This window comes from Herbaspirillum sp. ST 5-3 (assembly GCF_004804275.1).
Lineage (GTDB): Bacteria > Pseudomonadota > Gammaproteobacteria > Burkholderiales > Burkholderiaceae_D > Noviherbaspirillum.
Genome location: NZ_STGI01000002.1, coordinates 35,398 through 61,455, shown reverse-complemented (window position 1 = coordinate 61,455; position 26,058 = coordinate 35,398). Strand labels below are relative to the sequence as shown.

At 60.4% G+C, this 26,058-nt stretch carries 25 protein-coding genes; 10 read left to right on the top strand and 15 right to left on the bottom strand.

Annotated features, from left to right (window positions below; translation table 11 throughout):
- The first annotated feature begins 16 nt into the window (after positions 1 to 16).
- A complete protein-coding gene (locus tag E6W33_RS03830; protein ID WP_136414516.1) occupies positions 17 to 514 on the top strand; it encodes a hypothetical protein in 498 nt (165 codons plus the stop codon).
- Positions 515 to 533: 19 nt separating this feature from the next.
- On the opposite strand, the gene E6W33_RS03825 is transcribed toward E6W33_RS03830, so the two are convergent.
- The 4 genes from E6W33_RS03825 to E6W33_RS03810 all read right to left on the bottom strand — a co-directional run bounded on the left by E6W33_RS03825 (position 534) and on the right by E6W33_RS03810 (position 3,184).
- Positions 534 to 833 carry a PRC-barrel domain-containing protein gene (locus tag E6W33_RS03825; protein WP_136414514.1) on the bottom strand — a complete coding sequence of 100 codons (300 nt, stop codon included), beginning with the start codon at positions 831 to 833 and terminating at the stop codon, positions 534 to 536.
- Positions 834 to 876: 43 nt separating this feature from the next.
- Positions 877 to 1,707, bottom strand: coding sequence for a hypothetical protein (locus tag E6W33_RS03820; protein ID WP_136414512.1), 831 nt, complete (start codon positions 1,705 to 1,707; stop codon positions 877 to 879).
- Positions 1,708 to 1,833: 126 nt separating this feature from the next.
- The gene (locus tag E6W33_RS03815) at positions 1,834 to 2,673 is read right to left on the bottom strand and encodes a mechanosensitive ion channel family protein (RefSeq protein WP_136414510.1); all 840 of its coding nucleotides are present in this window, start codon (positions 2,671 to 2,673) and stop codon (positions 1,834 to 1,836) included.
- Between the two features lie 97 nt (positions 2,674 to 2,770).
- The gene (locus tag E6W33_RS03810) at positions 2,771 to 3,184 is read right to left on the bottom strand and encodes a glycine zipper 2TM domain-containing protein (RefSeq protein WP_247869504.1); all 414 of its coding nucleotides are present in this window, start codon (positions 3,182 to 3,184) and stop codon (positions 2,771 to 2,773) included.
- Between the two features lie 516 nt (positions 3,185 to 3,700).
- Here E6W33_RS03810 and E6W33_RS03805 point away from each other — a divergent pair.
- The 6 genes from E6W33_RS03805 to E6W33_RS03780 all read left to right on the top strand — a co-directional run bounded on the left by E6W33_RS03805 (position 3,701) and on the right by E6W33_RS03780 (position 9,174).
- Positions 3,701 to 4,981, top strand: a complete 1,281-nt coding sequence (locus E6W33_RS03805; RefSeq protein WP_136414506.1) for a glycosyltransferase family 1 protein — start codon at positions 3,701 to 3,703, stop codon at positions 4,979 to 4,981.
- A gap of 98 nt (positions 4,982 to 5,079) precedes the next feature.
- On the top strand, positions 5,080 to 5,847 hold the full coding sequence (locus tag E6W33_RS03800) for an SDR family oxidoreductase (protein ID WP_247869503.1): 768 nt from the start codon (positions 5,080 to 5,082) through the stop codon (positions 5,845 to 5,847).
- A 48-nt stretch (positions 5,848 to 5,895) separates the two neighbouring features.
- A complete protein-coding gene (locus tag E6W33_RS03795; RefSeq protein ID WP_136414501.1) occupies positions 5,896 to 6,519 on the top strand; it encodes an HAD family hydrolase in 624 nt (207 codons plus the stop codon).
- The gene (gene waaF, locus E6W33_RS03790) at positions 6,516 to 7,610 is read left to right on the top strand and encodes a lipopolysaccharide heptosyltransferase II (RefSeq protein ID WP_211097226.1); all 1,095 of its coding nucleotides are present in this window, start codon (positions 6,516 to 6,518) and stop codon (positions 7,608 to 7,610) included. Before E6W33_RS03795 ends, waaF begins: the two co-directional genes overlap by 4 nt.
- A gap of 150 nt (positions 7,611 to 7,760) precedes the next feature.
- Entirely contained in the window at positions 7,761 to 8,360 is a 600-nt protein-coding gene (locus tag E6W33_RS03785; RefSeq protein ID WP_136414499.1) for a hemerythrin domain-containing protein, read from the top strand.
- Positions 8,361 to 8,457: 97 nt separating this feature from the next.
- A complete protein-coding gene (locus E6W33_RS03780) occupies positions 8,458 to 9,174 on the top strand; it encodes a Ku protein (RefSeq protein ID WP_168798515.1) in 717 nt (238 codons plus the stop codon).
- A 56-nt stretch (positions 9,175 to 9,230) separates the two neighbouring features.
- On the opposite strand, the gene E6W33_RS03775 is transcribed toward E6W33_RS03780, so the two are convergent.
- The 4 genes from E6W33_RS03775 to E6W33_RS03760 form a co-directional block, all read right to left on the bottom strand.
- Positions 9,231 to 9,731 carry a YetF domain-containing protein gene (locus tag E6W33_RS03775; RefSeq protein WP_136414495.1) on the bottom strand — a complete coding sequence of 167 codons (501 nt, stop codon included), beginning with the start codon at positions 9,729 to 9,731 and terminating at the stop codon, positions 9,231 to 9,233.
- Between the two features lie 184 nt (positions 9,732 to 9,915).
- Positions 9,916 to 10,344 (bottom strand): PRC-barrel domain-containing protein, encoded by a 429-nt coding sequence (locus E6W33_RS03770; RefSeq protein WP_136414493.1) that lies wholly within the window; start codon positions 10,342 to 10,344, stop codon positions 9,916 to 9,918.
- A gap of 190 nt (positions 10,345 to 10,534) precedes the next feature.
- Positions 10,535 to 11,113 (bottom strand): PRC-barrel domain-containing protein, encoded by a 579-nt coding sequence (locus E6W33_RS03765; protein WP_168798514.1) that lies wholly within the window; start codon positions 11,111 to 11,113, stop codon positions 10,535 to 10,537.
- A 77-nt stretch (positions 11,114 to 11,190) separates the two neighbouring features.
- Positions 11,191 to 13,812 (bottom strand): FAD-dependent oxidoreductase, encoded by a 2,622-nt coding sequence (locus tag E6W33_RS03760; protein WP_136414489.1) that lies wholly within the window; start codon positions 13,810 to 13,812, stop codon positions 11,191 to 11,193.
- Between the two features lie 1,021 nt (positions 13,813 to 14,833).
- On the opposite strand from E6W33_RS03760, the gene galU reads away from it, so the two are divergent.
- A complete protein-coding gene (gene galU / locus E6W33_RS03755; RefSeq protein ID WP_136414487.1) occupies positions 14,834 to 15,739 on the top strand; it encodes a UTP--glucose-1-phosphate uridylyltransferase GalU in 906 nt (301 codons plus the stop codon).
- 256 nt (positions 15,740 to 15,995) lie between these two features.
- Positions 15,996 to 18,824, top strand: a complete 2,829-nt coding sequence (locus E6W33_RS03750; protein WP_168798513.1) for a PAS domain-containing protein — start codon at positions 15,996 to 15,998, stop codon at positions 18,822 to 18,824.
- Between the two features lie 47 nt (positions 18,825 to 18,871).
- On the opposite strand, the gene E6W33_RS03745 is transcribed toward E6W33_RS03750, so the two are convergent.
- From E6W33_RS03745 to E6W33_RS03735, 3 genes are all read right to left on the bottom strand, one after another.
- The gene (locus E6W33_RS03745; RefSeq protein WP_136414482.1) at positions 18,872 to 20,269 is read right to left on the bottom strand and encodes a sigma-54 dependent transcriptional regulator; all 1,398 of its coding nucleotides are present in this window, start codon (positions 20,267 to 20,269) and stop codon (positions 18,872 to 18,874) included.
- 381 nt (positions 20,270 to 20,650) lie between these two features.
- Positions 20,651 to 21,085, bottom strand: coding sequence for a BON domain-containing protein (locus E6W33_RS03740; protein WP_136414480.1), 435 nt, complete (start codon positions 21,083 to 21,085; stop codon positions 20,651 to 20,653).
- Between the two features lie 10 nt (positions 21,086 to 21,095).
- Positions 21,096 to 21,308 (bottom strand): hypothetical protein, encoded by a 213-nt coding sequence (locus tag E6W33_RS03735; protein ID WP_136414478.1) that lies wholly within the window; start codon positions 21,306 to 21,308, stop codon positions 21,096 to 21,098.
- Between the two features lie 427 nt (positions 21,309 to 21,735).
- Between E6W33_RS03735 and E6W33_RS03730 the strand changes: the two genes are divergently transcribed.
- Positions 21,736 to 22,758, top strand: a complete 1,023-nt coding sequence (locus E6W33_RS03730; RefSeq protein WP_136414476.1) for a sigma-54 dependent transcriptional regulator — start codon at positions 21,736 to 21,738, stop codon at positions 22,756 to 22,758.
- A gap of 23 nt (positions 22,759 to 22,781) precedes the next feature.
- On the opposite strand, the gene E6W33_RS03725 is transcribed toward E6W33_RS03730, so the two are convergent.
- The 4 genes from E6W33_RS03725 to E6W33_RS03710 form a co-directional block, all read right to left on the bottom strand.
- Positions 22,782 to 23,648 (bottom strand): SDR family oxidoreductase, encoded by an 867-nt coding sequence (locus E6W33_RS03725; protein WP_136414474.1) that lies wholly within the window; start codon positions 23,646 to 23,648, stop codon positions 22,782 to 22,784.
- 30 nt (positions 23,649 to 23,678) lie between these two features.
- Positions 23,679 to 23,873, bottom strand: coding sequence for a hypothetical protein (locus E6W33_RS03720; RefSeq protein WP_136414472.1), 195 nt, complete (start codon positions 23,871 to 23,873; stop codon positions 23,679 to 23,681).
- Between the two features lie 130 nt (positions 23,874 to 24,003).
- On the bottom strand, positions 24,004 to 25,032 hold the full coding sequence (gene dusA, locus E6W33_RS03715; protein ID WP_136414470.1) for a tRNA dihydrouridine(20/20a) synthase DusA: 1,029 nt from the start codon (positions 25,030 to 25,032) through the stop codon (positions 24,004 to 24,006).
- Between the two features lie 67 nt (positions 25,033 to 25,099).
- Positions 25,100 to 25,993, bottom strand: a complete 894-nt coding sequence (locus E6W33_RS03710) for a DMT family transporter (protein WP_136414467.1) — start codon at positions 25,991 to 25,993, stop codon at positions 25,100 to 25,102.
- Positions 25,994 to 26,058: the final 65 nt, after the last annotated feature.

Here is a 26,058-nt window from a genome sequence, read left to right as displayed (position 1 = left end):
CAGGAGGAACATCCCCATGCCATCGAGCGGAAGCTACTTCATCGATCGCCACGCAGCCGAAAAGGCCGTCGGCCTCAGCCTGCCGATGATCCAGGAAGCCATGAAACTGAAAGAGGTCGGCGAAAGCGGCTTTCTGTATATCGTCGTGATGGACCCGCTGCTGAGGCCGCCGTCGTGTTCGTTCGAAGAAGCGATCCTGTATGAGCATGCGGTCGGCGATCGCAGCAAATGGGACGCCGATTATGCCGCCTTTGCCCGCGCCAAGGCGCGCGTTGCCTGGCGCACCGGCATGGATGGGCACACGGTGCAAGAGCTGCGGCCGCACCTGCTTGCAGCGAACGACACGGTGCTCTGGGGCAGCGTCGCGGTCGACGACATCATTGTCGGCGTCAGCGGTGCCAATCCGTGGTACGACGAAGCCTTCGCCGGAACCGTTGCAATGTGCCTGCGCGCGCTGGCAAAGGCAGGCATTGCCGAGCAACGCGCGAAGAACCTGTTCCTGCCGGCGAAATAGCAGAGCCGGCATCAAGTAGTCAGCACAGCGTGTAGAACACCAGCCGCCCCAATGCCGCATCGAAATACAGCGCCTGCCAGGGAATGGCGACGGTTGCGCTGTTCTTCCCGTGCGCCAGCACCACGTAGCGCAGTTGATGGGTAAGCACGTCCACCATCAGATGATGGACAGTGCCTATCCTGTCGCCAACCGCGCTGACCACCGGACAGCCGTAGAGCATGCCGGCAGTACTGGACTCGTCAGCCAGTATCCGTGTAAAACGCGCCGGCCTCGCCCTGCGCTGATTGCTGCGATTTCGACCGCCTGCCGTACCTTGCATGTCATCACTCCGGTGCTAGAGACTGGTATGAACCAAACAGCCTCTAGGTTTGCGGGCTGGTGCCGCTCCAGCTGACGCGGCGCGACCCGCGCGCTCCCAATGCGCCGCCGCCAATGCCAATCACCAGCGCCAGCGCGACCGCCAGGAAAACCGCCCATGCGGCGGTGCCTGCGCTCTGCATTGCGTTTTCGGTTCTCTGCCGACCTTGCGGCGATGCGCTTGCCGGCGAACCGCTCAAGATCAGGGCCTGGTCCACCATCGCTTCGGCGCGACCCTGTTCCATGTTCATGGTGCTCATCAACAACTGCACCGCCTGATCGCGCTGACCGTTGCGCAGGTATTCCTGCAATTGCCGGGCCGCCTCAGGGTCCATGCGCATGCCTTGCGAGCGCATCAGTGCATCCACCGGCGAGCCGCTGATGCCGGACGCGCCGGCGCGCGCGAGCTGGCTCATGTTGTTGAAGACACCGCTTACCAGGCTGCCGCCGATCGATGTGGCAAGCACGGCGAACAGAATCGTCGTCACCGCCCATGAGACGGCACCGTGCAATACGCCGTCGGCCCTGCGCTTGAGCCCCGACATGCGGGCCGCCACGTAGCCGCCGACAAAGGCTGAAATCAGCATGCTGACGCCGGCCCAGATCAAGGGTACGACACCCATGCCTTCACCCTCGGTCAATTCCGTGGCAGTCAGTCCGGTGGCAATGCCCAGCAAGCTGAGCGCGAGTTGCACGGAAACGCCCACTACCACGCCGGCCAGCACCGCACCCCAGCGAATCGCGGGGAACAGCGGGCGGCGCAGCGCATATCCCGCCACCGGATCGAATTGATATGCCGGATCGCTCTGGACGGTACGGGTTTCGTTGGTCGCCATCTCCATTCCTCCTCTCAAGCAAAACATCCTCGGCCGGAGTCCGCAGAAATGCGATGCGGATCACCGGACATCAATCGCAACATCCGTGCCCGAATGCCTGACATTCATCGACGCCCCACACCGGCGTCATGCAGCGGACTTCACCTGTTCCGCGGTGTCGAGCGCGGCTTTCATGCGGCGCAGAAATTCCCTGCGTATGCGCCATTGCTTCCCGGGACGCACCTTGATCCGGCAACGCAGCGCGATGCTGGCGTCCTCCACTTTTTCCACGCCGCCGATGTCGAGGTCTTCAAGAATGTCGACACCGATCGCGGGGTTGGTGCGCATGTCATCGCTGATGCCATGCATCAGCGTGAAAATGTGGTCCAGGTCTTCCTGGCGGCGCACATTGATGTCGATCACCGCATAGGCATAGCCCCTGCTGCGATTAGTGACGGTGGTAATCATGCTGTTGGGGATGAAGTGCACGCTGCCGTCATAATCCCGGATGCGCACATGGCGCAAGGTCACCCGCTCCACGTAGCCGCTCTTGCCTGCCGCTTCAATGATGTCGCCCTCGCTGATCTGGTTTTCAATCAGCAGGAACAAACCGGTAAAAAAATCCTTGACCAGGCTTTGCGCGCCGAAACCGACGGCAATGCCGGCCACGCCCGCGGTCGCGAGGATGGGCGTGATCGAAATGCCGATCGTGCCGAGCGTCAGCATTACCGCAATACCGACCAGCACGATGTTCGCGGCGTAGCGAAACACATTCATCAGGGTTTCGACGCGGCGCAAGTCGTGTACTGAATCTTGCATTGAATCGTGCATCTCGCCAGCCCGGCTGACGATATGCGCCTTCAACGCACGCAGCAGCTTGCGTATCATGGCGAGCGCCAGCCAGGCCAGCGCCCACACCAGGACGATACGGAACGACGAACGGATCACGTCGCCCCACTCCTTCAGCGCGTTGAGGTCGAGAACCATTTCCCTTCTGAATGAACGTTTGCATGCTGCGCAGGGGGGCGAAAAAAAACGAAGCGCAAGCGGAGCGCGCCTGCACTTCGCGACGCGCCCGTCCGAACTAACGGAAGCGTTCGACGATCACGCCGTTTTCAAGGCGCACGCGTTCGCCGACCTGCACGCCGGGCGCCACTTCCTGCGTCAACGTTTGCACCGAGCCATTGTCCATGCGTACCGCCACCCGATACATCTGTTGGCTGTTGCGCGCGTTCTGCTCCATGGCATTGCCGGCCAGTGCGCCACCGGCTGCACCGGCCACCGTCGCAGCCGTCCTGCCGCGCCCGCTGCCGACCTGGTTGCCCAGTACGCCGCCGACCACAGCGCCGGCCACCGTGCCGACGCCGACACCTGCCCGCTCGCGCGGCACAACGTCAATCGCCTGCACCACGCCATAACCCGATGCGCTGCTGGTAGTTGTCGTCACCGGGACCGTGCTGCTGGTCGTGGTGACAGGCACGGATGAGCTGGAGCTCATGGGTGAACTGCCGCATGCCGCGAGCACAAGCACAGAAAGCCCTGCTACTGCGGATTTCGTTGTGTTCTTCCACATAGTCATCTCCTGTTAAAAAAATCGCTCTGGTACGAACAGCCTGCCTGCCGGCGTCCGCAACATTGCACGACAGCCGCATGCCTGGCTGGCAATGCCTCCTGCCGTCTCCGGTAAATGTTCCCATGCAGTTCTTGTGCCAGTGTCGAGCAAGCTTTCTTCACTGCATCGAAGCCGCAGTGACGCGCATATTCAGGCGCATTCCTTTCACTTCTGCATCGCCCGGCGAAGTTTTTACATCGCACTGTATTTCTTACCCACGATATTTGTCCTTGCCTTGGATAGGCAGCCGATAAAGCGAGCGCAACCGCAAAGTGCCCGCAGCAGGCGATCGCGGCAAACCCCCTGCTTTCCTTGCGGCTTTCGTGTCTGGAAATCCTCTAGGTACATGCTTTGCTTTGCCAGCCAAACAGTGATGTGACCATTCCAACAACGTGGATAACTATGCGAAAAATTGCTCTCATCAGCGAACACGCGTCGCCCCTTGCGCGCATCGGCAGCATCGACAGCGGCGGACAGAATGTGTATGTCGCCCAGCTCGCCAGGCAGCTTGCGCGCCTCGGCAACCTGGTCGATATCTTTACGAGACGCGACTCCGATGAACTGGAGCCGGTCCTTGACTGGCATCCCGGCGTGCGCGTGGTCCATGTGCCCGCCGGTCCACCGGTGTTCATTCCCAAGGAAACCATGCTGCCTTACATGGAACAGTTCGGGCGATTCGTGATCCGCTTTGCGCGCCGGCAAAAAATGCGGTATGACATCGTGCATGCCAATTTCTTTATGTCTGGCATGGTGGCCCAGCAGATCAAGGCGACGCTGGGCATTCCCTTCGTGATGACTTTCCACGCGCTCGGGCGCGTGCGTCGGCTGTGTCAGAAGGAAGCGGACGCTTTTCCCGATATCCGCTTCGCGATCGAAGAACGCCTGATGCATGACGCGGACCGCGTGATCGCCGAATGCCCGCAAGACCGGCGCGACATGGAACAGCATTACGGCGCGCCGAGTGCACGGATCGACGTCGTTCCCTGCGGCTTCGACCCGGATGAATTCTGGCCGACCACGCTCGACGCGCGCCAGAACCTTGGGCTGGACCGCGACGAGTTCATCGTGCTGCAGCTCGGCCGCATGGTGCCCCGCAAGGGTGTGGACAACGTCATTCGCGCCGTCGCGATCCTGCACCATCAGTATCAGGTGCCGGTGCGCCTGCTGATCGTCGGCGGCAATGGCGAAAAGCCGGACCCGGTCGCCACGCCGGAACTGGGCCGCCTGATGCAACTGACCGAAGAACTGGGCGTGGCGCAATGCGTCACCTTCACCGGCCAGCGGCAGCGCGAGCAGCTGCGCTATTACTACAGCGCCGCCAACGTCTTCGTCACGACGCCATGGTACGAGCCCTTCGGCATCACGCCGGTCGAGGCGATGGCCTGCGGCACGCCGGTGATCGGTACCGCCGTCGGCGGCATCAAGACCACCGTGATCGACGGCGAAACCGGCTATCTGGTGCCGCCCAACGATCCGGAAGCACTGGCCGAGCGGCTGTCATGGCTGCAGCGCCATCCCCACCTCGCGCAACGCATGGGATGGGCCGGCATGCGGCGCGCCTACCAGCATTACACCTGGCGCAACGTCGCCGCCAGCATCGCCGGCGTCTACGAGAGCGTGCTGGAACCGGCCACCCGCTACGCGCTGCATCCGCGCGCCGCATCGGGCGAACTGAGCCTCTGAAATCCGGAAGTGACGGCCGGCATCGATTGCATCAACAAGCATGCGCCGGAACGGCGTAGCGTAGGACAAACCGAAATCATTTTTTCATGGAGAACGCATTGAGCAACGTGAACGTATCCAGTTATGTCGCAGATCCCGCGGAAGCCGCGCTGTTCGCGGGCAAAACCGTCCTGGTCACCGGCGGCGGCAGCGGCCTCGGGGCCGCGCTGTCGCACATGTTCTCTGTCTGCGGCGCCAATGTCGTGATCGGGGATCTCAATCTCGACAAGGCGCAGACGGTGGCCTCCCTGCTCGAAGCAGCGGGCGGTAAAACCCATGCCATCGGCTTCAACGTCGGCGACCCGGTCGCGGCCGAACGCGCTGTCGACGAGACCATCGAACGCTTCGGGACACTCGACGTCCTGCTCAACAACGCAGGCACCGATGTCACCTGCCCCATCGACGAGCTGAGCCATGCCGATTGGGACCGCGTGATCCGCACCAATCTCTACGGCCCATTCCTGCTGTCGAAGTACGCCGCAAAGCACATGAGAGGCAGTGGCGGGCACATCATCAACATTTCCTCCACCGCCGCCAAGCGCGCCTGGCCGAACGCCTCCGCGTATCACGCGAGCAAATGGGGCCTGCTGGGCCTGTCGCATGCGCTGCACGCCGAACTGCGTCCGCAAAAGATCAAGGTCACCGCGCTCATCGCGGGCGGCATGAGCACGCCGTTCCTGCTCGACCGCTTTCCGGGCATCGATGTTTCGACGCTGCAGGACCCGGCCAATGTCGCGCAGGCGGTGAAGGCCGTGCTGCTGATGCCGGCGCAGACGGTGATACCGGAGATCATGGTCATCCCGATGCAGGAAACCTCGTGGCCATGAGCAGGAAGTGACGGCATAACAAGAACGATATGACGACAAGGCGAAATCATGCGCGCAATCTTCCTTGACAAGGACGGCACACTTGTAGAGAACGTGCCGTATAACGTCAACCCCGCCCTGGTGCAGCTCACCTGGAAGGCGGCCGAGGCTCTGCAACTGCTCACCCACATGGGCTATGCCTTGTTCGTCGTCACCAACCAGCCCGGCGTGGCCGAGGGCATCTTCACCGAATCCGCGCTCGATGGCGTGCATCGGCGCCTGGCACAACAGCTTGCGCAATACGGCGTCACGCTGGACGGTTTCTACTTCTGCCCGCACAGCCCTGACGGCATGGTGGAACGCTATGCCGTCCCCTGCACCTGCCGCAAACCGATGCCCGGCATGCTGTACCGCGCGGCGCACGAACACGACATCGACCTCGGCGCCTCGTGGATGATCGGCGACATCCTGAATGATGTGGAAGCCGGCCATCGCGCCGGCTGCCGCACCGTTCTGATCGACAACGGAAACGAGACCGAGTGGAAGATCTCGGCGCATCGCATGCCGGACCTGACGGCGCCGAACCTGTATGTGGCCGCAGGCATGATCGCGTCGGTCGAACAGGGTGGACGCGAACAGGGCATGCATATTCCCGGCCTGCGGCCCGGCAGCAGCGGAGTGGCTGTCCCATGACGGTGGAGCGCTGGCAGCAGGCCCGGCGCGTCCTGTGCATTCGTCTCGATTACCTGGGCGACGTGCTGATGAGCACGCCCGCCATTCGCGCGCTGAAGGAATCGCTGCCCGGCAGCAACGTCACCCTGCTCAGCTCCGCCGGCGGCGCGGCGGCGGCGCGCTACGTGCCTGAAATCGACGACACGATTCAGTACGCCGCGCCATGGTTGAAGAGCAGCGCAGCACAGGAAGCCGCTGCCGACTTCGCACTGATCGAACAGCTTTCGCAGCGCCGCTTCGATGCTGCCGTGATTTTCACCGTGTACAGCCAGAGCCCGCTGCCGGCCGCGCTGATGTGCCATCTGGCCGGCATACCGCTGCGACTGGCGCATTGCCGCGAGAATCCGTATCAGTTGCTGACGGACTGGGTGCGCGAAACTGAACCGCAGGAGCAGGTGCGGCATGAAGTCAGACGCCAGCTCGACCTGGTGGCGGCGATCGGCGCCGAAACGCGCAATGAACGCCTGTCCTTTCGTGTACCGCCAGCCGATCTTGCGTGGGCAAGGAATTATCTGCGGACGCTCGATATCGACGATGCGCGGCCATGGATCGTCCTCCATCCCGGCGCCAGCGCCCCCTCGCGCCGCTATCCGCCGCTGCACTGGGCAGTACTCGCGCGCGGCCTGTCAGCCCAATTGGGCTGTCCTCTCGTCTTTACCGGCAATGAAGATGAAGCGGCGCTGGTCGAGCAGATACGCGGCGGCGAAGCAGAGACGCATTCGCTGGCCGGCCGTCTCGACCTCGGCAGGCTGGCGGCGCTGCTGTCGCTCGCGCCGCTGGTCATCTGCAACAATACCGGCCCCGCGCACATCGCCGCAGCCGTCGGCACACCGATCGTCGACCTGTACGCATTGACCAATCCGCAGCACACGCCCTGGCAGGTGCCCAGTCGTGTACTGTTTCAAGACGTTCCCTGCCGCTACTGCTACAAGAGTGTCTGTCCGCAAGGACATCATCGTTGCCTCTCGGAAGTAACGCCGGAACGCGTCATCGCCGCGGCGCGGGAATTGCTGCAGGAACACATGCCGGCACGGCGTCTTCTCGCAAACTAAAGTTTCCAACTGCATTTTTTACATCGCATTGCAAAAACGTCTTGCAGCCTCGCCGGGGTCCTTGCACATATCGCGTCTTTCTGGCCTGCGGACGCATGGCATGGAGCTTGCGGAGAACCTCCACGCTGCCCAACCATGAAAGGAAACACCATGCCACGTAATGCGACATCCAAGGGATCGTCCAAGACCTCGAAATCATCCCCCCGCGCATCTTCCAAGGGCTCGTCCAGCGATGCATTGCATGTTCTTGCGGAAGATCACAAGAAGGTGCTCGACATGTTCGAAGAGTTCGAGGAAATCAAGAACGACCCGGATGAGGAAGCGAAACAATTGTTGATCGAAACCGCTTGCGCCGAGCTGACCATACACGCTCAGGTGGAAGAAGAAATTTTCTATCCCGCCGCGCGCGAAGTCATCGACGAAATGGATCTGCTGGACGAAGCCGAGGTGGAACATGCATCGGCACGGCAACTCATTACCGAGCTGGCCGCGATGGAGCCCGATGATGACCTGTACGACGCCAAGTTCACGGTGCTGGGCGAGTATGTGAAGCACCACATCCAGGAAGAAGAGAAAGAGCTTTTCCCCAAACTGAAGAAGGCGGAAATCGATCTCGACGAACTTGGTGAAGAAATCCGGCAACGCAAGCTCGAACTGCGTGAAGAGCTCGGCGTTCCGACCGACGACCTCGATGTCGAGGAAGACGAAGACAGCAGCGCCAAGGGCAAGTCGCACCGGAACATACATTGACCCGCCCTGGCACAAAACGAAGTGGCGCGGCACGCCCCGCGCAAGCCTCTGCAACGACTGGACAAGGCGCGCGCGGCGAACGCGTCATGGAACGCTCTTGCAGAGAGCCTCCTCCTTTGAAGAAAGGTTTGTTGTGATTCTGCCTGACCAGGAAGTACGCGCAACCCATGCGAAATCAACCCATGCTGTGGATATCCTTGCATTCGTCGACGTGCAGGAGATCCCGTCTCTGTACTTTGAAACGCCTTATTACCTGACGCCTGCGCCGGGCGGCGAGAAGCTCTACGCGCTGCTCCGGGAGCTGCTGCGCACCACCGGCAAGATCGGCATCGCCTGCGTCGTCATCCAGTCGCGCCAGCACCTGGCGGCTGTGGTGCCGCGGGGCCAGTCGCTCGTGCTCCAGACGCTGCGCTGGGCAAGCGAGTCGCTCCATCCGCGCCTGAATGTGGCGTTGTCCGATCCGGCTACAGGCGAGACAAGCGAGAGCGAACTCGCGCTGCCGCCCTCTTTCATCTCACGGGCGCAGGAAGGCTGGACCATCACAGGCGACGAAGACGACGCCGAGAGTCTTCGCGACGATCTCTGCACGGATGATGCGTCGCCGTTCGGCGACCGCATGCTCACCATCGGCCAGGGCACGGAAATCGAGGTGGAAGAGCTTGACGACTGGCTCGAGGAAAATGATGCGGATGACGGCGATTCGCTGTTGTTCCTCATCCCGTCCAATCCGCATGCCGGCGCGCCAAGGCCGGCCAGCCGGCAGCGGCATCCCGCACGAATGGCCCGGGCCAGGACCCGCCGCACGCTTCACTAAACACCGTGGCCGGAAAGAGGCTTTCCGGTCGCGGGCGCGACGGCTGCTGCAAAGAGTCATTTCTCCCGCTTGATCACGCTGATCTGTCCGTCATTCTCCATGAACGCCGATTTCACCTGCGGCAGCGAATCGACGCCCTGCTCGCGCAGCTTGCTCCACAATTCATCTTCGGTGATGAACTCCCGGCGCAGGTTGCGCTTGAGGATGATGCCGTCCTGGATCAGGTGCAGGGGGCCGGGCTCGGCCAGTTTGCGAAACACGGGCACGTGATAGCCCAGCCAGTCCAGGAACACGTTCCAGCCGATCAGCGTCGCCACCAGCACCATGCCATCTGAGATGCTGCGGTATTCGCCTGCCATGGCGTTTTGTGCCGCGTCGGCCACGATCACCAGCACGAGCATGTCGGCGATACCTACCGCGCCGACTTCACGGCGCACCGCGAAGCGAAAGATCAGAAACAGGAACCAGTACATCGCCGAGCCGCGAATCAGGATCTCTGACAAGGGAAGGCTCAGGCCGAACAATTCTCCCCAATCGATCGATAAGAAGTTTTCCATTGTCGTGTCTCGCTCAATGAGAGCCTAGGCGCCCACGTGAAAATGGCGCCGTTCGCCGACGCCATTTCCGTCTCCGGTTGCGGCACTCAGGAAGCGCCTGATCCGGTTGGCAGCTCCCGTAACGGAATCTCCTTGCGGGGAATACCGCCCCGGTGCGCTTTCCTTGAATCCCGTTTTTTTTGCACTACTGCCAGTATGGCCTGCTGTTGTAGTAGGAATGCACTTCGTTGGCCCAGGTGGTGTCGGCCATGGAAGGCCAGTGGTCCTTGTCGAAGCCCGGCGCATTCTTCAGCCGGTCCTTGTCGATATCCAGCACGAAGCACTTGCGGTCGGCATCCAGCGTCAGTGCGCTCCAGGGCACGGCGAACAGCTTGTCGCCGATTCCCATCACGCCGCCGAACGACAGCACCGCATAAGCGACGCGGCCGTTCGGCACATCGAGCATGATGTCCTCGATTTCACCGAGGTCTTCGCCGCGCGAGTTGATGACCTTGTCGCCTTGCAGCGTATCGGCCGCCATCACTTCAGGACCTGGTCCCGACATGTTTGCCTGTCCGCCGACCACGCGTGCACCGCCACCGCCCGTGCTGGTGGAAGAAGGGTAATTGCTCATGAGTCTTTCCTTTCAATAACTGCCTGCGCGTTCCGCAGAGCGGCCTGTTGATGTTTTATCCGATAAACCGATGCAGACGCTTTTCGATTGACTCCCTGTTAGTGCCCGTCATGAATCCGTGTCGGGAGCTCGGTTCTCCTTCGCGCCGGGCGATGCCCGCACACGCTCCTCACACTATTCAAGACAGGTTCTATCGTGCGGGGGTGGACTTGCCGCTCGCCCCCTTGCCGCTTGCTCCACTTGCGCCGGACGCAGCACCGCCGGGCGACAGATTGTTGATGCCGGCCGTGCCGCGGCCCACCCTGCGGCTCCAGAAGCGGTCGACATCGGCACTCCACTGCTGGTCCGCCATGTCCGGCCATTTCCGCTTGTCAAAGCCGGGCGCATGGCCCAGCGTTTCGCGGTCCGCCTGCAGCGTGTAAAACGTTCCGTCGTCACTCGGCTGCAAGGCCTGCCACGGGATGGGGTGATATTTCTTGCCGGCGTCGGCCACGCCGCCAAAACTCACCACCGCATAGGCAATCTCGCCGCGCCGGCTGTCGAGTATGAGATCCCTGATGACACCGATCTTCTCGTTCTGCGGATTCCTGACGTTGGCGCCGATGATCTTGCTGCCGCGGTACAGATGCTGTTGCCGTACTGAGTTGCCTTTCGGTTGTCCTGAAATGTTTTCCGTGCTTCCGGACAAGGCGGAAGGTTGCGCCATGGCGGCTGTGCCGAATCCGACAGCAGTGAGGATAAGCAATCCAATGCGAAGCGAGACTTTCATGCTTCCTCCTTTGCAAACATCCGGTTCCCACCAGAGGCGTTCATGTGGAACCATGCAGCAAGCCGCGTGCCACCGCCCTACTCGGCGGCGAGCGCGCTTTTCTTCGGCTCGACCCACTTCACTGCCTCGGCTGCCTTCTTGCCCGCAATGAAGGCATGATCCGAGTTGTAATACTCCCATTCGCTGTAGCGCCCGGCGAGGATGATGTCGTGCATGGCCAGCCAGGACTTGATGATGTCCACGTTCTTGGCGCGCGCATGGTCATACACCACATAGCCGTAAGGCATGTCGATTTCGTTGGCGGCAATGATCTTGTCGTCCGGACGGAACATGCCGACCTTGATGCAATCCTGAATGCAGCGATCAATCAATTCCTTGCCACTGGCCGGCAATGGCTTCCACTTCGGCGAATAGCTAATCTCGCAGGTGATGCCGAAACCGCCGGGCGCGTTGCATTCGGGGCTGGCGTTGCCCTGGACAAAAATGCGATGGAAGATCGTGTCTTCCGGATAGTAGATCCAATGCTTGTCGGTGATGTTCTCGCGCGCCACCCCCAGATTCACGCAGCGCACCGAGATATGCTTGAGCCCCTTGGCCGCCTGCCTGACCTCGTCGGGCGCTTCATCGCCGATCATCCTGACCAGTTCCGGCAAGGGCATGGTGCTGATCAGATTGTCGTACTGATAGCGGCGGCCATCCGCCAGCGCGATGATGCGCTGCTTCGGCGAAATGTGTGTCACTTCCGCATTCAGCTCGACGGTGCCTTTGATGTGCGGCACGAAGCCGGACATCAGCGCCTGAAAGCCGCCGCGCAAGGGATAGCCGAAGCGCGCGTTGGGCCCCATCGGCTTGCCGACAGGCTGCAGCGCGCCGTCGATGATTTCCTCCAGGTTCGGCAAGGGTACGCGCCCGCCCAGCCATGAAGTTTCCATCTCGTTCAGAGGCACGGCCCACAGCTTGCGATTGTAGGGAATCGCAAAATGCTTCGCGATGCCCGCGCCCCACACTTGATAAATGAATTCCTCGAAATTGGCCGGGTTGCGTCGCTCCAGCGCCGCAACCTTCGAATCCGGCAAGGCGACGCCGCCGTCGGCGCAGCAATCCTGTGCGCGCGCTTTTGAAGGACCGGTGGCGGGCCCGGTACCGGCACCGGACTTGCTCAGGCTGCCGAAGCGCGCCTCGATTGCGCCGGTGATGCATTCCTTGATGACGTCGGGCGGCAAGCCGTACAGCGCCCCTTGAAAGGGATAGCGCGTGTAGACGTTCTTGCTGTACACCCAGGCTTCACGGTCTTGCCAGTGCACGTTGGAACCGAGCAGCAGGTCGTACAACTCCAACACATAAGGGTCGTTGGAAAACATGATGTGCCCGGCGTAGTCGAAGGTGAAGCCATTGTCCTTGATCGAGCGGCACCATCCGCCGACCATGGAATTGCGCTCCAGCAGGACCGCGTCATGCCCGAGGTGATAAGCCGCGCTCAAGCCGGTCGGACCGGCACCAATGATGGCGGTGCGGGCGAACTTGAGCGCTTCATGCTGGCGCAGGCGATTGAGGTTGACCACCGGCTCGTCGGGTGTCGACACCGTGAGCGTTCCCGGCTGGCGGCGCGGCGTGCTGTCGAGCAGCGCGCGCATCTTCTCCACGGTCGAATCCCAGGATGTCGATGCCAGCACCCGGCGCATCGCTGTGATCATTCTGTCCTGCTCTTCCGGGGACGCCAGCAGCGCCGCTTCGCAGGCCGCGATGAAAGCCGGCGCATCATCCGCGATGGTGACGATATCGCTGTATGCCTCGGCAACGTCGGTGACCGGCGTGCTGACGATCGGCAGTTCCGCGGCCATGTATTCCAGCGTCTTGGTCGGGCTGATGAAACGCGTCGCCTCGTTCAGCGCAAAAGGTAGCAGGCAGACGTCCCAACCCGCGAGGAAATTCGGCAGCGAGTGATAGGGTTGCTGCCCGAGATAATGGATATTCGTGCGCTGTGGCAGCGTGGCGGGATCGATCTTCACCACCGGACCGACCAGCACCACCTGCCAGGACGAATGCGCGTCCGCCAGCTTGGCTATCAGCTCCGTGTCGAAGCGCTCATCGATGACCCCGTAGTACCCCAGGCGCGGGCCGGGAATGTCCTTGTGTGCGGGATGCGAATTGCTTCGGTCCAGCGCCTGCACGAAATGCGTCGCGTCGACGCTGCTGGGAAAGCAGTGCACATTCGGATGGCGGTCGCGCTTCGAGCGATACAGGCTCTGCCCTCCGGTGAAGACGATGTCGGCCACCTTCAGCAAGGCGCTCTCCCGTTGCAGAAGCTGTTTCGGCGCATTCTTGAAAGAGGCCAGTTCGTCCATGCAGTCGTAGACCACCAGGCGTGGCTGCATTTCCTGCAGCAGCGGCAGCGCCATCGGCGTATAGAACCAGGCGATGTGGTCGTGGTAGTCGCGCACCAGCTGGCGCAGCAGCTTCTGCAGATATGGCAGCTGATCGTCGTGAAAACCGGGCATGTTCACCGGCGTGTGCGGCTGGCATATCAGGACATTGGGTGCCGGCGAATAGGTGGTCAGGAAGGTGTTGCTCTCGTGGCAGACTGGTTCTTCGACGAATACGATCGGATATTGCGCGGCCAGGCGCGACAACAGGTGTTGCGGGCGCTGAAAAACGAAGTCCCAGCGCAGATGCGAAAAAACGATAATTGCAGAAGCCATGCTATCTCCTTGCCATGAAATGTCGAAAATGTCGGTCGAGCCCCTGCGCATGACGTCGTGGAGGGACGCACGGCAAGCGCTGCGCGCCGCGCGCCATGCGAATGCATGAAAGACTGCGATTCCACAGCGCCACGCATCCAGCGCAGGCAAGGCGGTCTGTCGGAAGCAGCGATCATCATGTCGGATGCAATATGTGGGTGTTGAAAGAAGCTTGCTGACGCACACGCACGGAAACCCGTCTGCATGCGATGGCGGAATGCAGTGCGGCAAAGCCTTGCAGAGAACGTGCAAACGCCGAGTCTGTTGCTTCGCACACGGTCAACGCATTGCGACTTGCTGACGCAAGAGCTGTGCCGAGCAATCCGGCGCGGCTTCGACGAGGTAAGTGCTTGCACCGTAGGGATTTCATTTCCGTAATTTTTACAGGCACTGGTAAAAGCTACACCGGCATATCGCCACCCTACCCCCTCGCACGGCAAGATGAAACCGCATCATGGATGGAGTTTCCTTCAGCATACTTATTGAATGCCGGCAGGTGATGATCAGGCGCAAGAGCCGCCTGTGCTCGATGCGGCATTTCAAGTCTCTTTTTCCCGGGAAAGAAACTTTCTCCGCAACACGTACAGCTTTCCTTTCCGTTCGCCAAGTTTGTCCGCCTCGGTACGTTTCCTGCTTGATCGGAATGCCCGCGAAGGTGGATGCAGGCGCCGTCCTTGATGGACTGCGGCGGTCCGCCCGGAAGCGGATACCGAACACGTGTAACAACATGTAAAAACAGCTAGCAGATGTAATCGTTACCCATGCATGGCGTGGAGTTCGGCGAAGTGAGGCGCGACAGATGGACATGGGAGATGACAGCGCCTCTCGCAACTGGCAACTGGTTTGACAGATCCGCCCAGCGGATTTTTCGCCGATGCGGTTTGCGTTCCATGGCGCGGCGATTCCTTGCTCTCGCCCATTGCGTCTGTCAGAGTTCGCCGCCTCCCGACTTTGATCAACCACTGTACGAAGAGAGACGACAATGACCAAGATTCGCAAAGCAGTATTTCCTGTCGCCGGTTTAGGCACGCGCTTTTTACCCGTCACCAAGGCATCGCCAAAAGAAATGCTGCCCATCGTTGACAAGCCTCTTATTCAGTACGCCGTGGAAGAAGCGGCAGCAGCAGGCATTACCGAAATGATTTTCGTGACCGGGCGCGGCAAGCGCTCCATCGAGGACCATTTTGACAAGGCATATGAACTGGAATCGGAGCTGGCTTCGCATGGCAAGGTAAAACTGCTCAAGGAGATACAGTCGCTGTTGCCAGCCAACCTGCACTATTCCTACGTGCGTCAGAGCGAAGCCCTCGGCCTCGGCCATGCGGTGCTGTGCGCGCGTCCGCTGGTCGGCGACGAACCCTTTGCCGTCGTGCTGGCGGACGACCTGATCGACGCCGACGTGCCTGTGCTCAAGCAGATGATCGACCTGTACGAGCAGCACGGCAGCTCGGTGGTCGGCGTGCAGAACGTTCCTCTCGACCAGACTTCCAGCTACGGCATCGTCCGACCGCAGTCGATGGGCGTGCGCATCCATCGCATCGCCGATATCGTCGAGAAGCCGCAGCCCGAGAACGCGCCATCGACGCTCGGTGTGGTCGGGCGCTACATTTTCACGCCTGACATTTTCGACTACCTGGAGAACGTCACGCCGGGTACCGGTGGCGAGATCCAGCTGACCGACGCCATCGCCGCCATGCTCGCCGAACACCCCGTCCTCGCCTATGAATTCAAGGGGCACCGTTACGACTGCGGCTGCAAGATCGGCTATATGGAAGCGGCGGTCATGTTTGCGCTGAAACATCCTGCCGTGGGTGAAGAGTTCAGCCGCTTTCTTGCGCAGTTGAAGTTGCCTGATCTGAAACAGAAAGTCGGCGGCAAGACCGCCTGAACGCGGGCGACGCAAAGCGGATTGTGGAACGGTCTGCATGCGAGCATGGAGCTTGCTTGCCTGACTGGGTGCGTTTTCCTTGCGGCGTTGTCGCCCGTCAAGGAAGCGCGCCGGCTTGCTTGCGGTTTCCCGGGTGCATGCGACGAAACATGCATTAGCATTATCGTGCCGTGGCCGTGGCGCAGATTGCATCATTTAGCGCCGTATGTTCCGTCCCGCGTCCACAGCGTTTGGAAAACAGGAGTACGTTTTTACCATGGCTGTCTCAAGCAACCAGGTCTTGATTAATCGTGGCAATGAATATCACTCACTTACGGAGCCGAAGGACACCTCGCCCTACGCAATGCGTACATCTCCTTCAAACGATGCGCCGCGACCCGACGAAGAGCATTATCGCCAGTTGATCGAGCGCTGCTCGGAAGGCGTACTGCTGATACGGAATGCCTGTATCGTCGGCACCAATCGTGCCGCGCTGAAGCTGCTCGGATACAGCAACCAGGATCAGGTGAATGGCCGTACGCTGGGCGACGTGCTGCAGGCACGTAGCGCAGCCGCGCAGGAAACACACAACATTTCCCTGCCGGCGGAGTGCCCGGCCTCATTCGAACACAAACTGCAATTGCCCGACGGCAGCCTGATTGATGCCGAAATCATCGTCACGCCCTGCCTCGATGCCAGCACGCCGGACGGATGCCTCATCGTGCTGCGCGACGTCAGCGCACGCAAACGCATTGCCGCCGCCCTGTTCGAGCAGGATCAGTACTTGCGCCTGATCACCGACATGGTGCCGGCCTTGATCGCGTACATCGATGCGGATGAACACTACCGCTTCGTCAATGCCGCCTACAGTTCCTGGTTCGGCCGTCCGGCCAGCGAGATCGTGGGCAAGACACTGAACCAGGTGCTTGGTCCGCTCTATCCGCAGGCCTATCCCTACATCACGCGCGCGCTCAGCGGCGAACAGGTAACCTATGAACTCACTGTCCACAACATGCTGGGCGAACGCCACGTCATGACGACGTACTCACCCGATATCGCAGCCGACGGCAGCGTGAGCGGATTTTCCGCAATGGTGACCGACATCACCGAACGCCGCAACGCGGAACAGACACTGCGCGAGCGCGAGAAACAGCTCCGCCTGATCACCGATGCCTTCCCGGTGCTGATCGCCCAATGCGATCCCGATTACCGCCTGCGGTTCGTCAACAATGCCTATATCGACCGCTTCGGCCATCATCCGGAGTCCATGATCGGCAAGCGCATTTCCGACCTTGTCGGCGAGGAGATGTTTGCCGGCATCCGCCAGTACCTCGACGCCGCCCTGCGTGGCGCGCCGCAGGAGCATGAAACCAGGGTGCGCCTGCCGCAAGGCGAGGAACGCTACCTGCACATGATGTATATGCCGGAGCTGAACGAGCATGGCGAAGTGTGCGGCCTGTTCGCCGCCATCAGCGATACCACCCAGCTGCGCGAGGCGGAAGAACAGCTCCATCGCCGCGAACGCGAATTCAAGACCCTGGTGGAAAATTCGCCGGACATCATTTCGCGCATCGACCGCGACATGCGGCATGTCTATGTCAATCCCGCCATCGAAAAGCTGGCCGGCATCAAGCCCGAAGCCTACCTCGGAAAGACCAAGGGCGAGCTCGGCCTGCCTTTGTCGGTGGTGCAAGCCTGGGAAGCCGCGGCACGTGCCGCTTTCGATACCGGAACGGAGCAACGGCTCGACTTCGACTATGTGATCGACGGCCAGATGCGCTATTTTTCCGGCCGCATCATTCCGGAAATTGATCGCCACGGCCACATCGAATCGGTGATCGGCATCGCCTACGACGTAACCGAGCGCGCAAGGATGGAGAAGGAGCGCGACGAACTGCTGGCGCGCGAACGCACCGCGCGCATCCAGGCGGAAACCGCGGCACGCGCGCGCGACGAGTTCCTTGCCATCGTCTCGCACGAGCTGCGCGCACCCTTGAACGGTATTCAGAGCTGGGCGCATGTGCTGGAGAATTATGTAAAGGATGTCTCGACCGCGCCGCTGGCGCAGCGCGCGCTGCAGGGCATCAAGACCGGCGTCGGACAACAGGTGCGCCTGATCGAAGACCTGCTGGATGTGACTCGCATGATGAGCGGCAAGCTGCGACTGGTGAAGCAGCCGCTTGCGCTCCTGCCTGCGCTGCAGGCCGCCGTCGAAAGCGTACGCTCGATGGCCGCCGCCAAGCACATCAGCATCAATTGCACGTACCGCATCACGAGCGAGCAGATCGAAGGCGACGCCGATCGCGTGCAGCAGATCTTCTGGAACCTGCTGTCGAACGCCATCAAGTTCACTCCGGACGGCGGCAATGTGTGGCTCAATGCAGAGCAGCTCGACGATGAAATTGCCGTGACCGTGCGCGATGATGGCGTGGGCATTTCACCCGACTTTGTGCCGCATCTGTTCAATCGTTTCAGCCAGGAAGACACCTCCAGCACGCGCGACCATAGCGGTCTGGGACTGGGCCTGTTCCTGGTACGCCACCTGGCCGAATTGCATGGCGGGCATGTCCATGCGGAGAGCGAAGGCGAAGGTAAAGGCACCACCTTCCATGTCTATTTTCCGCTGCGCATGCGCTCCGAGAAATACCTCACCCTCGGCGCCGGCGAAGATGGCAGCGTCAACAGTCTGCCTCTGCCCTCCCTCAAAGGCGTCCACATCCTGCTGATCGACGATCAGGAGGAAGCGCGCGAGTCGTTGACCGTCGTCCTCGCAGGCGCCGGTGGCTCGGTGTTCGCCGCCGGCTCCTGCCAGGAAGCGATGGAATGGCTGCGTACGCTCGCCAGCAATGATCTTCCGGACGTATTGGTCTGCGATATCGCCATGCCTGGCGAAGACGGCTATTCAGTGCTGCGAAAAATCCGCGCATGGCAATCGGTGGCGGGTGATACCCCCTTGCAGCGCATGCCCGCGCTGGCGCTGACCGCCTTCGCCCAGCGCGAGGACCGCATCAGGGCGCTGACGGCAGGTTTTCAGATGCACGTCACCAAGCCGGTCGCGCCGGAGGAGCTGATTGTCGTGATTGACGCGATGGCCGCACGGGCATGAAAGGCCGATTCATTCCCCGGTGACGGCTCACCGGGGATGCAACGCCTTCAATGATAGGAATCGCTGCCGCCGTGCATCGAAGAAGCGCCTTCCTTCTTCTGCATTCCCTCGTACGGACCATATTCTTCCAGCCTGTTATACAAGGTCTTGAGGCTGATCCCGAGAATGTCGGCGGCACGCTTCTTCACGCCGCCGCAGAGCTCCAGCGTGGCATAAATCAGCTTGCGATCGACATCGGCCAGCGAGGTGCCGACTGGTATCGCCAGCGTCAGCCCGACCGGCGAGTGGGTCGTGATCACCGGCGCCAGTGCTGCGGCATCAATCGTCTGATCCGACAGGATGAACGCACGCTGTATGTAATTGCGCAGTTCGCGTACGTTGCCGGGCCAGTGATAATTGCTCAGGCATGCCAGCCCGTCGGGCGCCAGCACCTTGTTCGTCCCATGCGCCGCGTTCAACTCTTCCAGGAAATGCTGGGCCAGCAGCTCGATATCAGCGCCGCGCTCGCGAAGCGGCGGAATCTTGAGCGGGAAGACATTCAGCCGATGATATAGATCAAGACGCAGCCTGCCTTCCGCCACGGCCGCTTCCGGATCGCGATTGCTTGCGGCAATGACCCGCACGTCGGTTTCGATTTCCTGGTTGCTGCCGATGCGCATGAAAGAACCGGTTTCCAGCACGCGCAGCAATTTCACCTGCAACTCCGCCGGCATCTCGGTAATTTCGTCGAGAAAAAGCGTGCCGCCGTTCGCACGTTCGAAATAGCCTTTGTGCTGCCGGTCAGCGCCCGTGAAACTTCCCTTCTCATGGCCAAATATTTCACTTTCGATCAGTTGCGGCGAGATGGCGCCGCAATTCACCGGCAGGAAAGGGCGCTTCTGCCGCAGGCTCAGGTCATGGATGGTCTGCGCGGCCAGTTCCTTGCCGGTGCCGCTCTCGCCAAGCAGCAACACGGTCGCTTCGGTCGGTGCAACCCGCGCGATATGGTTGTACAGCTTCTGCATCGCAGGCGCAGCACCCAGCATCTGGCCGAAATGCCCGAGCCTGCGCAACTCGCTGCGCAGCACGCCGATTTCTTCCTTCAGGTCGACCGTGCGCGGGATCCGCGACAGCAAGCCTTTCAGACGTCGAAAATTGATCGGCTTGGTCAGGTAGTCCGCTGCACCAAGCCGCAGTGCTTCCACCGCCGTCTCGACACTTGCATGCCCTGTGATCAGGACGATCTCGGTCGTGGCGCGGGATTCGATATCGTTGAACAAATCCATTCCGCTTCCGTCCGGCAGTTTGATGTCGATCAACACGACATCCGGTCGCTGTCGCACGATCTGCGCCTGCGCGTCGCGTATCGTGCCCGCCACCGCGGTAGTAAATCCTTCTTCAGCAGTAATCGCCGCGAGCGCCTCGCGGGTATTCTCATCGTCATCGACGATCAATACATGGGGCATATGCACAATCTCTTTCCGGTTTTAAGAGTTGAAGGGATATCGCGCAGACAAACATGCCGCATCCTCGGATGCGGCATCTCGTCGGGCCAGTCTGCGGCGTCGCGCCGCGAGCGGCCTCCATGCAAAAAACCCATTCAGGTTTGCAAAAAATGTTTTTTGTATTTGAGTGCTGCTTCGGATTACGTGTTCAATAAACTCTTCACAGCATATGCCTCGGACTGCCATTGTCCAAGCCAGCATTTACCGTGTTATTGAGCCAAAACAGTCGGCCACGCGCTTGTCCTGATGAACATGAACTTGCGGCGGGCAATGCGCCTTTCCGCATTGCGCCCGTCGATGTTCCGATGCGTGCGTTGCCAGGATATGGCAGAGATTGTTGAGCTATTGCTTGACGGTCATTTTGTTATCAACCTTCTTGACACCCTCCACCGAACTGGCGATCTTCACCGCCTTGTCGATCTGCGCCTTGTCGCGAACGAAGCCGCTCAGCATGACCTCGCCCTTCTTCGTTTCGACACTGATGTCAGTGCCCTTGACCTGCTCGTCAGCGAGCAAGGCACTCTTGATTTTCGTGGTGATGATGCTGTCATCGATTGCAGCGCCAACGGACGAGCCGGAGCTGCCGGAAGATGGGGTGGCCGTGTTCCCCGAAGTACCGGCGGACCCGCGAGACGCTCCGGCGGTACTGCTGCCGGATGCGCCCGATGTGGTGCCGCCGGAGGCCTGGTCCGCTTCCTTGCGGCCGCATCCAGCAACTGCCACACTCAACAAGGCGCCCAGCAGAACGACTCTGGAAGTAGCGGCAATTGCTTTCATGCCGAACTCTTTATTTCGAGGTTCCGCTCGAGCCGCTGCTGCCCGATGTACCGGAGGAACCCGAACCCATGGAACCGGAACCACCCGAGGAACTGGAGGTGCCGCCCGGTGCGCCGCTTGCACCCGAACTCTGATCGCCGGCGCGCCGCTCACAACCGACAGCTGTCATGCTCAATGCGGCAAGAATCAACAAGATTTTCGACGTAGTCTTGAGTGATTTCATTCTTGTTCCTTTCATGAAAAGTTAACGCTGCCCTCGTACCTTGACCATGGCATACACGATAAGTTCTTAACTTTTTCGCAAAACGAAAGCACCGCGGAGCGACATCGAAAGTCGCATCGGCAATACCGTGTCATTGTTACGCGCACGGCGCAATGCTTACACTCAGGGCGCGATGCGTTTGATGCGCAGAAATATCGGCTCCCTGAGTTTTCCTCTCAGAATGAATTGCCGATGCGGGCTCGCTGCAACGCACTATGCGAAGACGCGCTGCACGATATCGTGTATTGTTAGACCATGCTTCGCGCGAGTCCCTCACCTTGGTCGGTCGCGTCGCCTTCAACACATTTGACCTATCTCGAAACCCCACGCGTTTGCGTGAAGGAACTGAATTTACGCAAGCGCTACTTCAGGGATTGATGTAAAAATCATGGCATCGAATCAGACGCTCATGGCAGGGCACGACGACGCCCTGCCTCCCGCTGACCGGCTGGAACCCGAAATGAATTTCGAAAAATCACTCAACCGCCTCGGCATTCTGCAAGGCACCTCTCCAGCCATGGAGCAGCTCTACCAGCAGGTGGAAAGAGTGGCCGCAACCGACGCCACGGTATTACTCGTGGGCGAAAGCGGCACCGGCAAAGAGGTGATCGCCAACGCGATCCATCAGTCGAGTGCGCGCAGCGAACAAGCCTTCGTTGCGGTGAATTGCGGCGCGATCCCGGCGCACCTGATCGAGGCGGCGTTGTTCGGGCATGAGAAAGGCAGCTTCACCGGCGCGGTGCGGCAACACATCGGCTATTTCGAGCATGCATCGCATGGCACTTTATTCCTCGACGAAATCACCGAAATGCCGGTCGACATGCAAGTCAAATTGCTGCGCGTGCTCGAGTCGGGCACCTTTCTGCGTGTCGGCGGCGACGAGGAAGTGAAAGTCGACGTGCGACTGTTGGCAGCCACCAATCGCGATCTCGACGTCGCGGTGAAGGATGGCAGCCTGCGCGCCGACCTGATGTATCGTCTCGCCGTCTTTCCGATTCGCATTCCACCCTTGCGCGAGCGCGGCGCCGATATCGAACTGCTGGCGCAGCACTTCCTCGACTTGCTCAATGAAAAGGAAAATGCGAAGAAAGTTTTTTCGCGTGCATCGCTGGACGTGATTCGCTCCTATTCGTGGCCCGGCAATGTGCGGGAACTGAAGAACGTGGTGCACCGCGCCTTCATCCTGGCAACCGATACGCTGAACATCGAGGACTGCATTTCCGACCTCTCGACCAAGAAGCCCACCGAGCACGAAGGCTACCTGAACTTTTTCGTCGGCACGCCTCTGGCCGATGCGCAAAAGGAAATCATCCTTGCGACATTGAAACACTACAGCGGCAACAAACGCCTGACCGCCGAAGCACTCGGCATCAGCCTGAAGACCTTGTACAACCGCCTCAAGGAATATTGAGCGTCATATTGCGGCAGGCCGCATCATGCATTGACCACTTCGCCGCCGTTCGGATGCAGGACCTGTCCTGACATGAAGGATGCATCCTCGCTCGCAAGGAAGACATAGGACGGCGCGATTTCATCCGGCTGCCCCGGCCTGCCCAGCGGCGCTTTCTCGCCGAAATGATCGACCGCTTCTTCCTCGAAGCTCGACGGAATCAGCGGCGTCCACACCGGCCCCGGCGCCACCGCATTGACCAGGATGCCTCGCTGAATCAACTGCTGCGACAGCGAGCGCGTGAATGCGACGATCGCTCCCTTGGTCGACGAATAATCCAGCAGATGCGCACTGCCGCGATAGGCGGTCACCGAGGTGGTATTGATGATGCGCGCGCCGGGTTTCAGGTGCGGCAACGCAGCCTTTACCGTAAAGAACATCGAGAACACGTTGGTGCGAAAGGTCTTCAGCAATTGCTCTTCCGTGATGTCTTCGATGCTCTTCTGCGGATATTGCTGCGCGGCGTTATTCACCAGAATGTCGAGCCTGCCGAATGATGACATCGCGGTTTCCACCATCTTGCCGCAGAACCCGGCATCGCCGACATCGCCCGCGAGAATCACGCATTCGCGCCCTTCCGCCTCGACATGGCGCTGCGTTTCCTTCGCATCATCATGTTCGTCAAGATAGGCGATCACCACATTCGCCCCCTCCTTGGCAAACCCGATGGCGACGGCGCGGCCGATGCCGCTGTCGCCGCCTGTCACAAGTGCCACCTTGCCCTTGAGTTTTCCGCTGCCCTTGTAATTGCGCATTTCCGATTCAGGCCGCGGCCGCATGGCAGCCTCCGAACCTGGCTGATGCTCCTGATGCTGTGGTGGAATATCGGGCTTGGCTTCCTGATTAGACATGGTCATCCTTTCCAATGCACTGCGTCGAACTCAATGCTTCCGGGGTTTCTGCTGCGTGCGGCTCTTGCCGGCTTTCTTCAGCGATATCGCCACCGCCTGCTTGATCGCCTTCCTTTTCGACCTGGGATGACTGCTGCCGATCTTGCCTTCGTCTTCCCATTCATGCACAAGCGTCTTGATATTGCTCTTCACCGCATCCTGACTCTTTCCGCCTTTCAATGGCATGGTCGTCTCTCCATGGTTCGTTGATGGAAATGATCGTGGTTTGCGATCATCACAAGGAACAAAGAGACGAGCGAATTCTGTGCCATTGTCGTGCAGGCACAGAGCAGGATGCAGAGGAGAAAAGGATGAATCAGGCCGCGACCGGCTGCGTCCGGGCAAGCGCTTCCAGCAGCAGGGCAGGATCGCCGGCTGCAAGCTTTTTCGAATCGGACAGTATCTGGCGGAATGCGCGCGCGCCCTGCATGCCGGCCATCAGCCCGAGCATGTGACGCGTCATGCTATTGAGACGCAAGCCGCCGCCAACATGACTCTTGCCATAACGCGCAAGTTGTTCGCGCATGTAGGGCAGCATCGCCTGCAGCACTTCGGCCCGTGATTTCACCGGCGTCGCATCACCGTAATAGCGCGCGTCGAAGGAGGCCATCAGGTAGGGATTGTGATACGCCTCGCGGCCGATCATCACGCCGTCGACATGCAGCAAATGCGCGTCGATGTCCTCGATGGTCTTGATGCCGCCATTGATGATGATTTCGAGTTGCGGAAAATCACGCTTGAGGCGATAGGCGTATTCGGCTTTCAACGGCGGAATCTCGCGGTTTTCCTTCGGACTCAAGCCTTTGAGAATCGCATTGCGCGCATGCACGATGAAGGTCGTGCATCCGGCCTCCGCAATGGTGCCGACAAAGTCGCGCACAAAATCATAAGCCTCGACCTGGTCGATCCCGATCCGATGCTTGACGGTCACATCGATACTGACCGCATCGCGCATCGCCTTCACGCAGTCGGCCACCAGTTGCGGTTCGGCCATCAGGCAGGCACCGAATGCCCCCTTTTGCACGCGCTCCGACGGGCAGCCGCAATTCAGGTTGATCTCGTCGTAACCCCACTGCTCGCCAAGCTTCGCGCTTTTTGCAAGGTCGGCGGGCTCGCTGCCGCCCAGCTGAAGCGCAACCGGATGCTCCTCGTCGTTGAAATTGAGATGACGTTCCACGTCGCCGTGCAACAAGGCGCCGGTCGTCACCATTTCGGTATAGAGCCAAGTATGACGCGTGATCTGCCGATGAAACATGCGGCAGTGGCGATCCGTCCAATCCAGCATGGGTGCAACGGACAGGCGGCGGGAAGGCAGCGTGGCGATTTCTTGGGTGGGGATCGTCATGGGAAAGTATTTTACCGGCTTGGCTTGCGGCACGATGATCGTGTGCGGCCATTGGCGGCGAATGTGATTAATTCCTGGCCACGGCAACGGTCCGCATGGCCGCCAGCTCATTGAATACAAGCGCAAGCATGACAACCGCGCCGCCGATCAGGGTCTCCCGTGCGGGCACTTCACCGGCACCCAGCCAGGTCCACAGCGGCCCGAGCAAGACCTCCAGCAGGGCGAGCAAGGATACTTCCGGCGCCGATAAACGCTTGGCCGCGCGTACCATCAACATGCAGGGCAGACCCAGCTGAAAAAAGCCGAGAATCGCCAGGATGACAATGTCGTGCAGCGACGCCTGCAAAGGCCACGCAAACGGCAGCATCATGGCCGCCGAAAAGACGCTTCCTAACAACACGGCCGGAATCAGGTCAACGCCGTGGCCCGCCCGCTTGATCGCGATCAGGTTGACCGCGGCGGCGATCGGCACCGCCGTGGCAATCATCATCCCGACCAGATGCTGCCCCTGCACACCGCTCATGCTGCTGATGAACATCCAGAGAATGCCGATGAAGGCCGCGATGATCGCGGCCCAGGTACGCTGAGCGATCCGCTGCTTGAGAAACAGCCACGCAAGAAATGCCGTCAGCAAAGGCGAGATGCTCATCACGATCAGCGTATTCGCGACCGTTGTCTTGGTCAGCGCGATCATGAAGCACATGAACATCACGCTCCACATCAGACCGCTCAACACGCCGAGGCGCCCAACGGCCAAAACCGTTGCGACCGCCTTGCCCCATCCCAGCGTCATCATCATGGCGCCTGCGACGAAAGTGGCCGAGAAAAAACTGCGCCAGAACGTGATCTCGAACCCACGCGCCGCATCGAGATGGCGGGTGAGTACGCCGGCCATGCTCCACATGGTCGGCGCAATAATCATCAGCAGTATCGCCCGCTGATGCGAATTCAATATTGGCATGACCAATCCACAAAAAATCAGCCCGGTAACCGCAAGGGCGACCGGGCTTGAAGATGATCCAACTT

Excerpts from the sequence above, each read along its gene's own strand:
- E6W33_RS03795 (WP_136414501.1), top strand. The coding sequence starts at position 5,896 with ATGCGCGCAATCTTCCTTGACAAGGACGGCACACTTGTAGAGAACGTG.
- galU (WP_136414487.1), top strand. The coding sequence starts at position 14,834 with ATGACCAAGATTCGCAAAGCAGTATTTCCTGTCGCCGGTTTAGGCACG.
- E6W33_RS03820 (WP_136414512.1), bottom strand. The coding sequence starts at position 1,707 with ATGGCGACCAACGAAACCCGTACCGTCCAGAGCGATCCGGCATATCAA.
- E6W33_RS03740 (WP_136414480.1), bottom strand. The coding sequence starts at position 21,085 with ATGAAAGCAATTGCCGCTACTTCCAGAGTCGTTCTGCTGGGCGCCTTG.
- E6W33_RS03745 (WP_136414482.1), bottom strand. The coding sequence starts at position 20,269 with ATGCCCCATGTATTGATCGTCGATGACGATGAGAATACCCGCGAGGCG.
- waaF (WP_211097226.1), top strand. The coding sequence starts at position 6,516 with ATGACGGTGGAGCGCTGGCAGCAGGCCCGGCGCGTCCTGTGCATTCGT.
- dusA (WP_136414470.1), bottom strand. The coding sequence starts at position 25,032 with ATGACGATCCCCACCCAAGAAATCGCCACGCTGCCTTCCCGCCGCCTG.
- E6W33_RS03825 (WP_136414514.1), bottom strand. The coding sequence starts at position 833 with ATGCAAGGTACGGCAGGCGGTCGAAATCGCAGCAATCAGCGCAGGGCG.
- E6W33_RS03765 (WP_168798514.1), bottom strand. The coding sequence starts at position 11,113 with ATGAAAGTCTCGCTTCGCATTGGATTGCTTATCCTCACTGCTGTCGGA.
- E6W33_RS03730 (WP_136414476.1), top strand. The coding sequence starts at position 21,736 with ATGGCATCGAATCAGACGCTCATGGCAGGGCACGACGACGCCCTGCCT.
- E6W33_RS03815 (WP_136414510.1), bottom strand. The coding sequence starts at position 2,673 with ATGGTTCTCGACCTCAACGCGCTGAAGGAGTGGGGCGACGTGATCCGT.
- E6W33_RS03785 (WP_136414499.1), top strand. The coding sequence starts at position 7,761 with ATGCCACGTAATGCGACATCCAAGGGATCGTCCAAGACCTCGAAATCA.
- E6W33_RS03775 (WP_136414495.1), bottom strand. The coding sequence starts at position 9,731 with ATGGAAAACTTCTTATCGATCGATTGGGGAGAATTGTTCGGCCTGAGC.
- E6W33_RS03720 (WP_136414472.1), bottom strand. The coding sequence starts at position 23,873 with ATGCCATTGAAAGGCGGAAAGAGTCAGGATGCGGTGAAGAGCAATATC.
- E6W33_RS03770 (WP_136414493.1), bottom strand. The coding sequence starts at position 10,344 with ATGAGCAATTACCCTTCTTCCACCAGCACGGGCGGTGGCGGTGCACGC.
- E6W33_RS03805 (WP_136414506.1), top strand. The coding sequence starts at position 3,701 with ATGCGAAAAATTGCTCTCATCAGCGAACACGCGTCGCCCCTTGCGCGC.
- E6W33_RS03810 (WP_247869504.1), bottom strand. The coding sequence starts at position 3,184 with ATGAGCTCCAGCTCATCCGTGCCTGTCACCACGACCAGCAGCACGGTC.
- E6W33_RS03760 (WP_136414489.1), bottom strand. The coding sequence starts at position 13,812 with ATGGCTTCTGCAATTATCGTTTTTTCGCATCTGCGCTGGGACTTCGTT.
- E6W33_RS03735 (WP_136414478.1), bottom strand. The coding sequence starts at position 21,308 with ATGAAATCACTCAAGACTACGTCGAAAATCTTGTTGATTCTTGCCGCA.
- E6W33_RS03725 (WP_136414474.1), bottom strand. The coding sequence starts at position 23,648 with ATGTCTAATCAGGAAGCCAAGCCCGATATTCCACCACAGCATCAGGAG.
- E6W33_RS03830 (WP_136414516.1), top strand. The coding sequence starts at position 17 with ATGCCATCGAGCGGAAGCTACTTCATCGATCGCCACGCAGCCGAAAAG.
- E6W33_RS03750 (WP_168798513.1), top strand. The coding sequence starts at position 15,996 with ATGGCTGTCTCAAGCAACCAGGTCTTGATTAATCGTGGCAATGAATAT.
- E6W33_RS03710 (WP_136414467.1), bottom strand. The coding sequence starts at position 25,993 with ATGCCAATATTGAATTCGCATCAGCGGGCGATACTGCTGATGATTATT.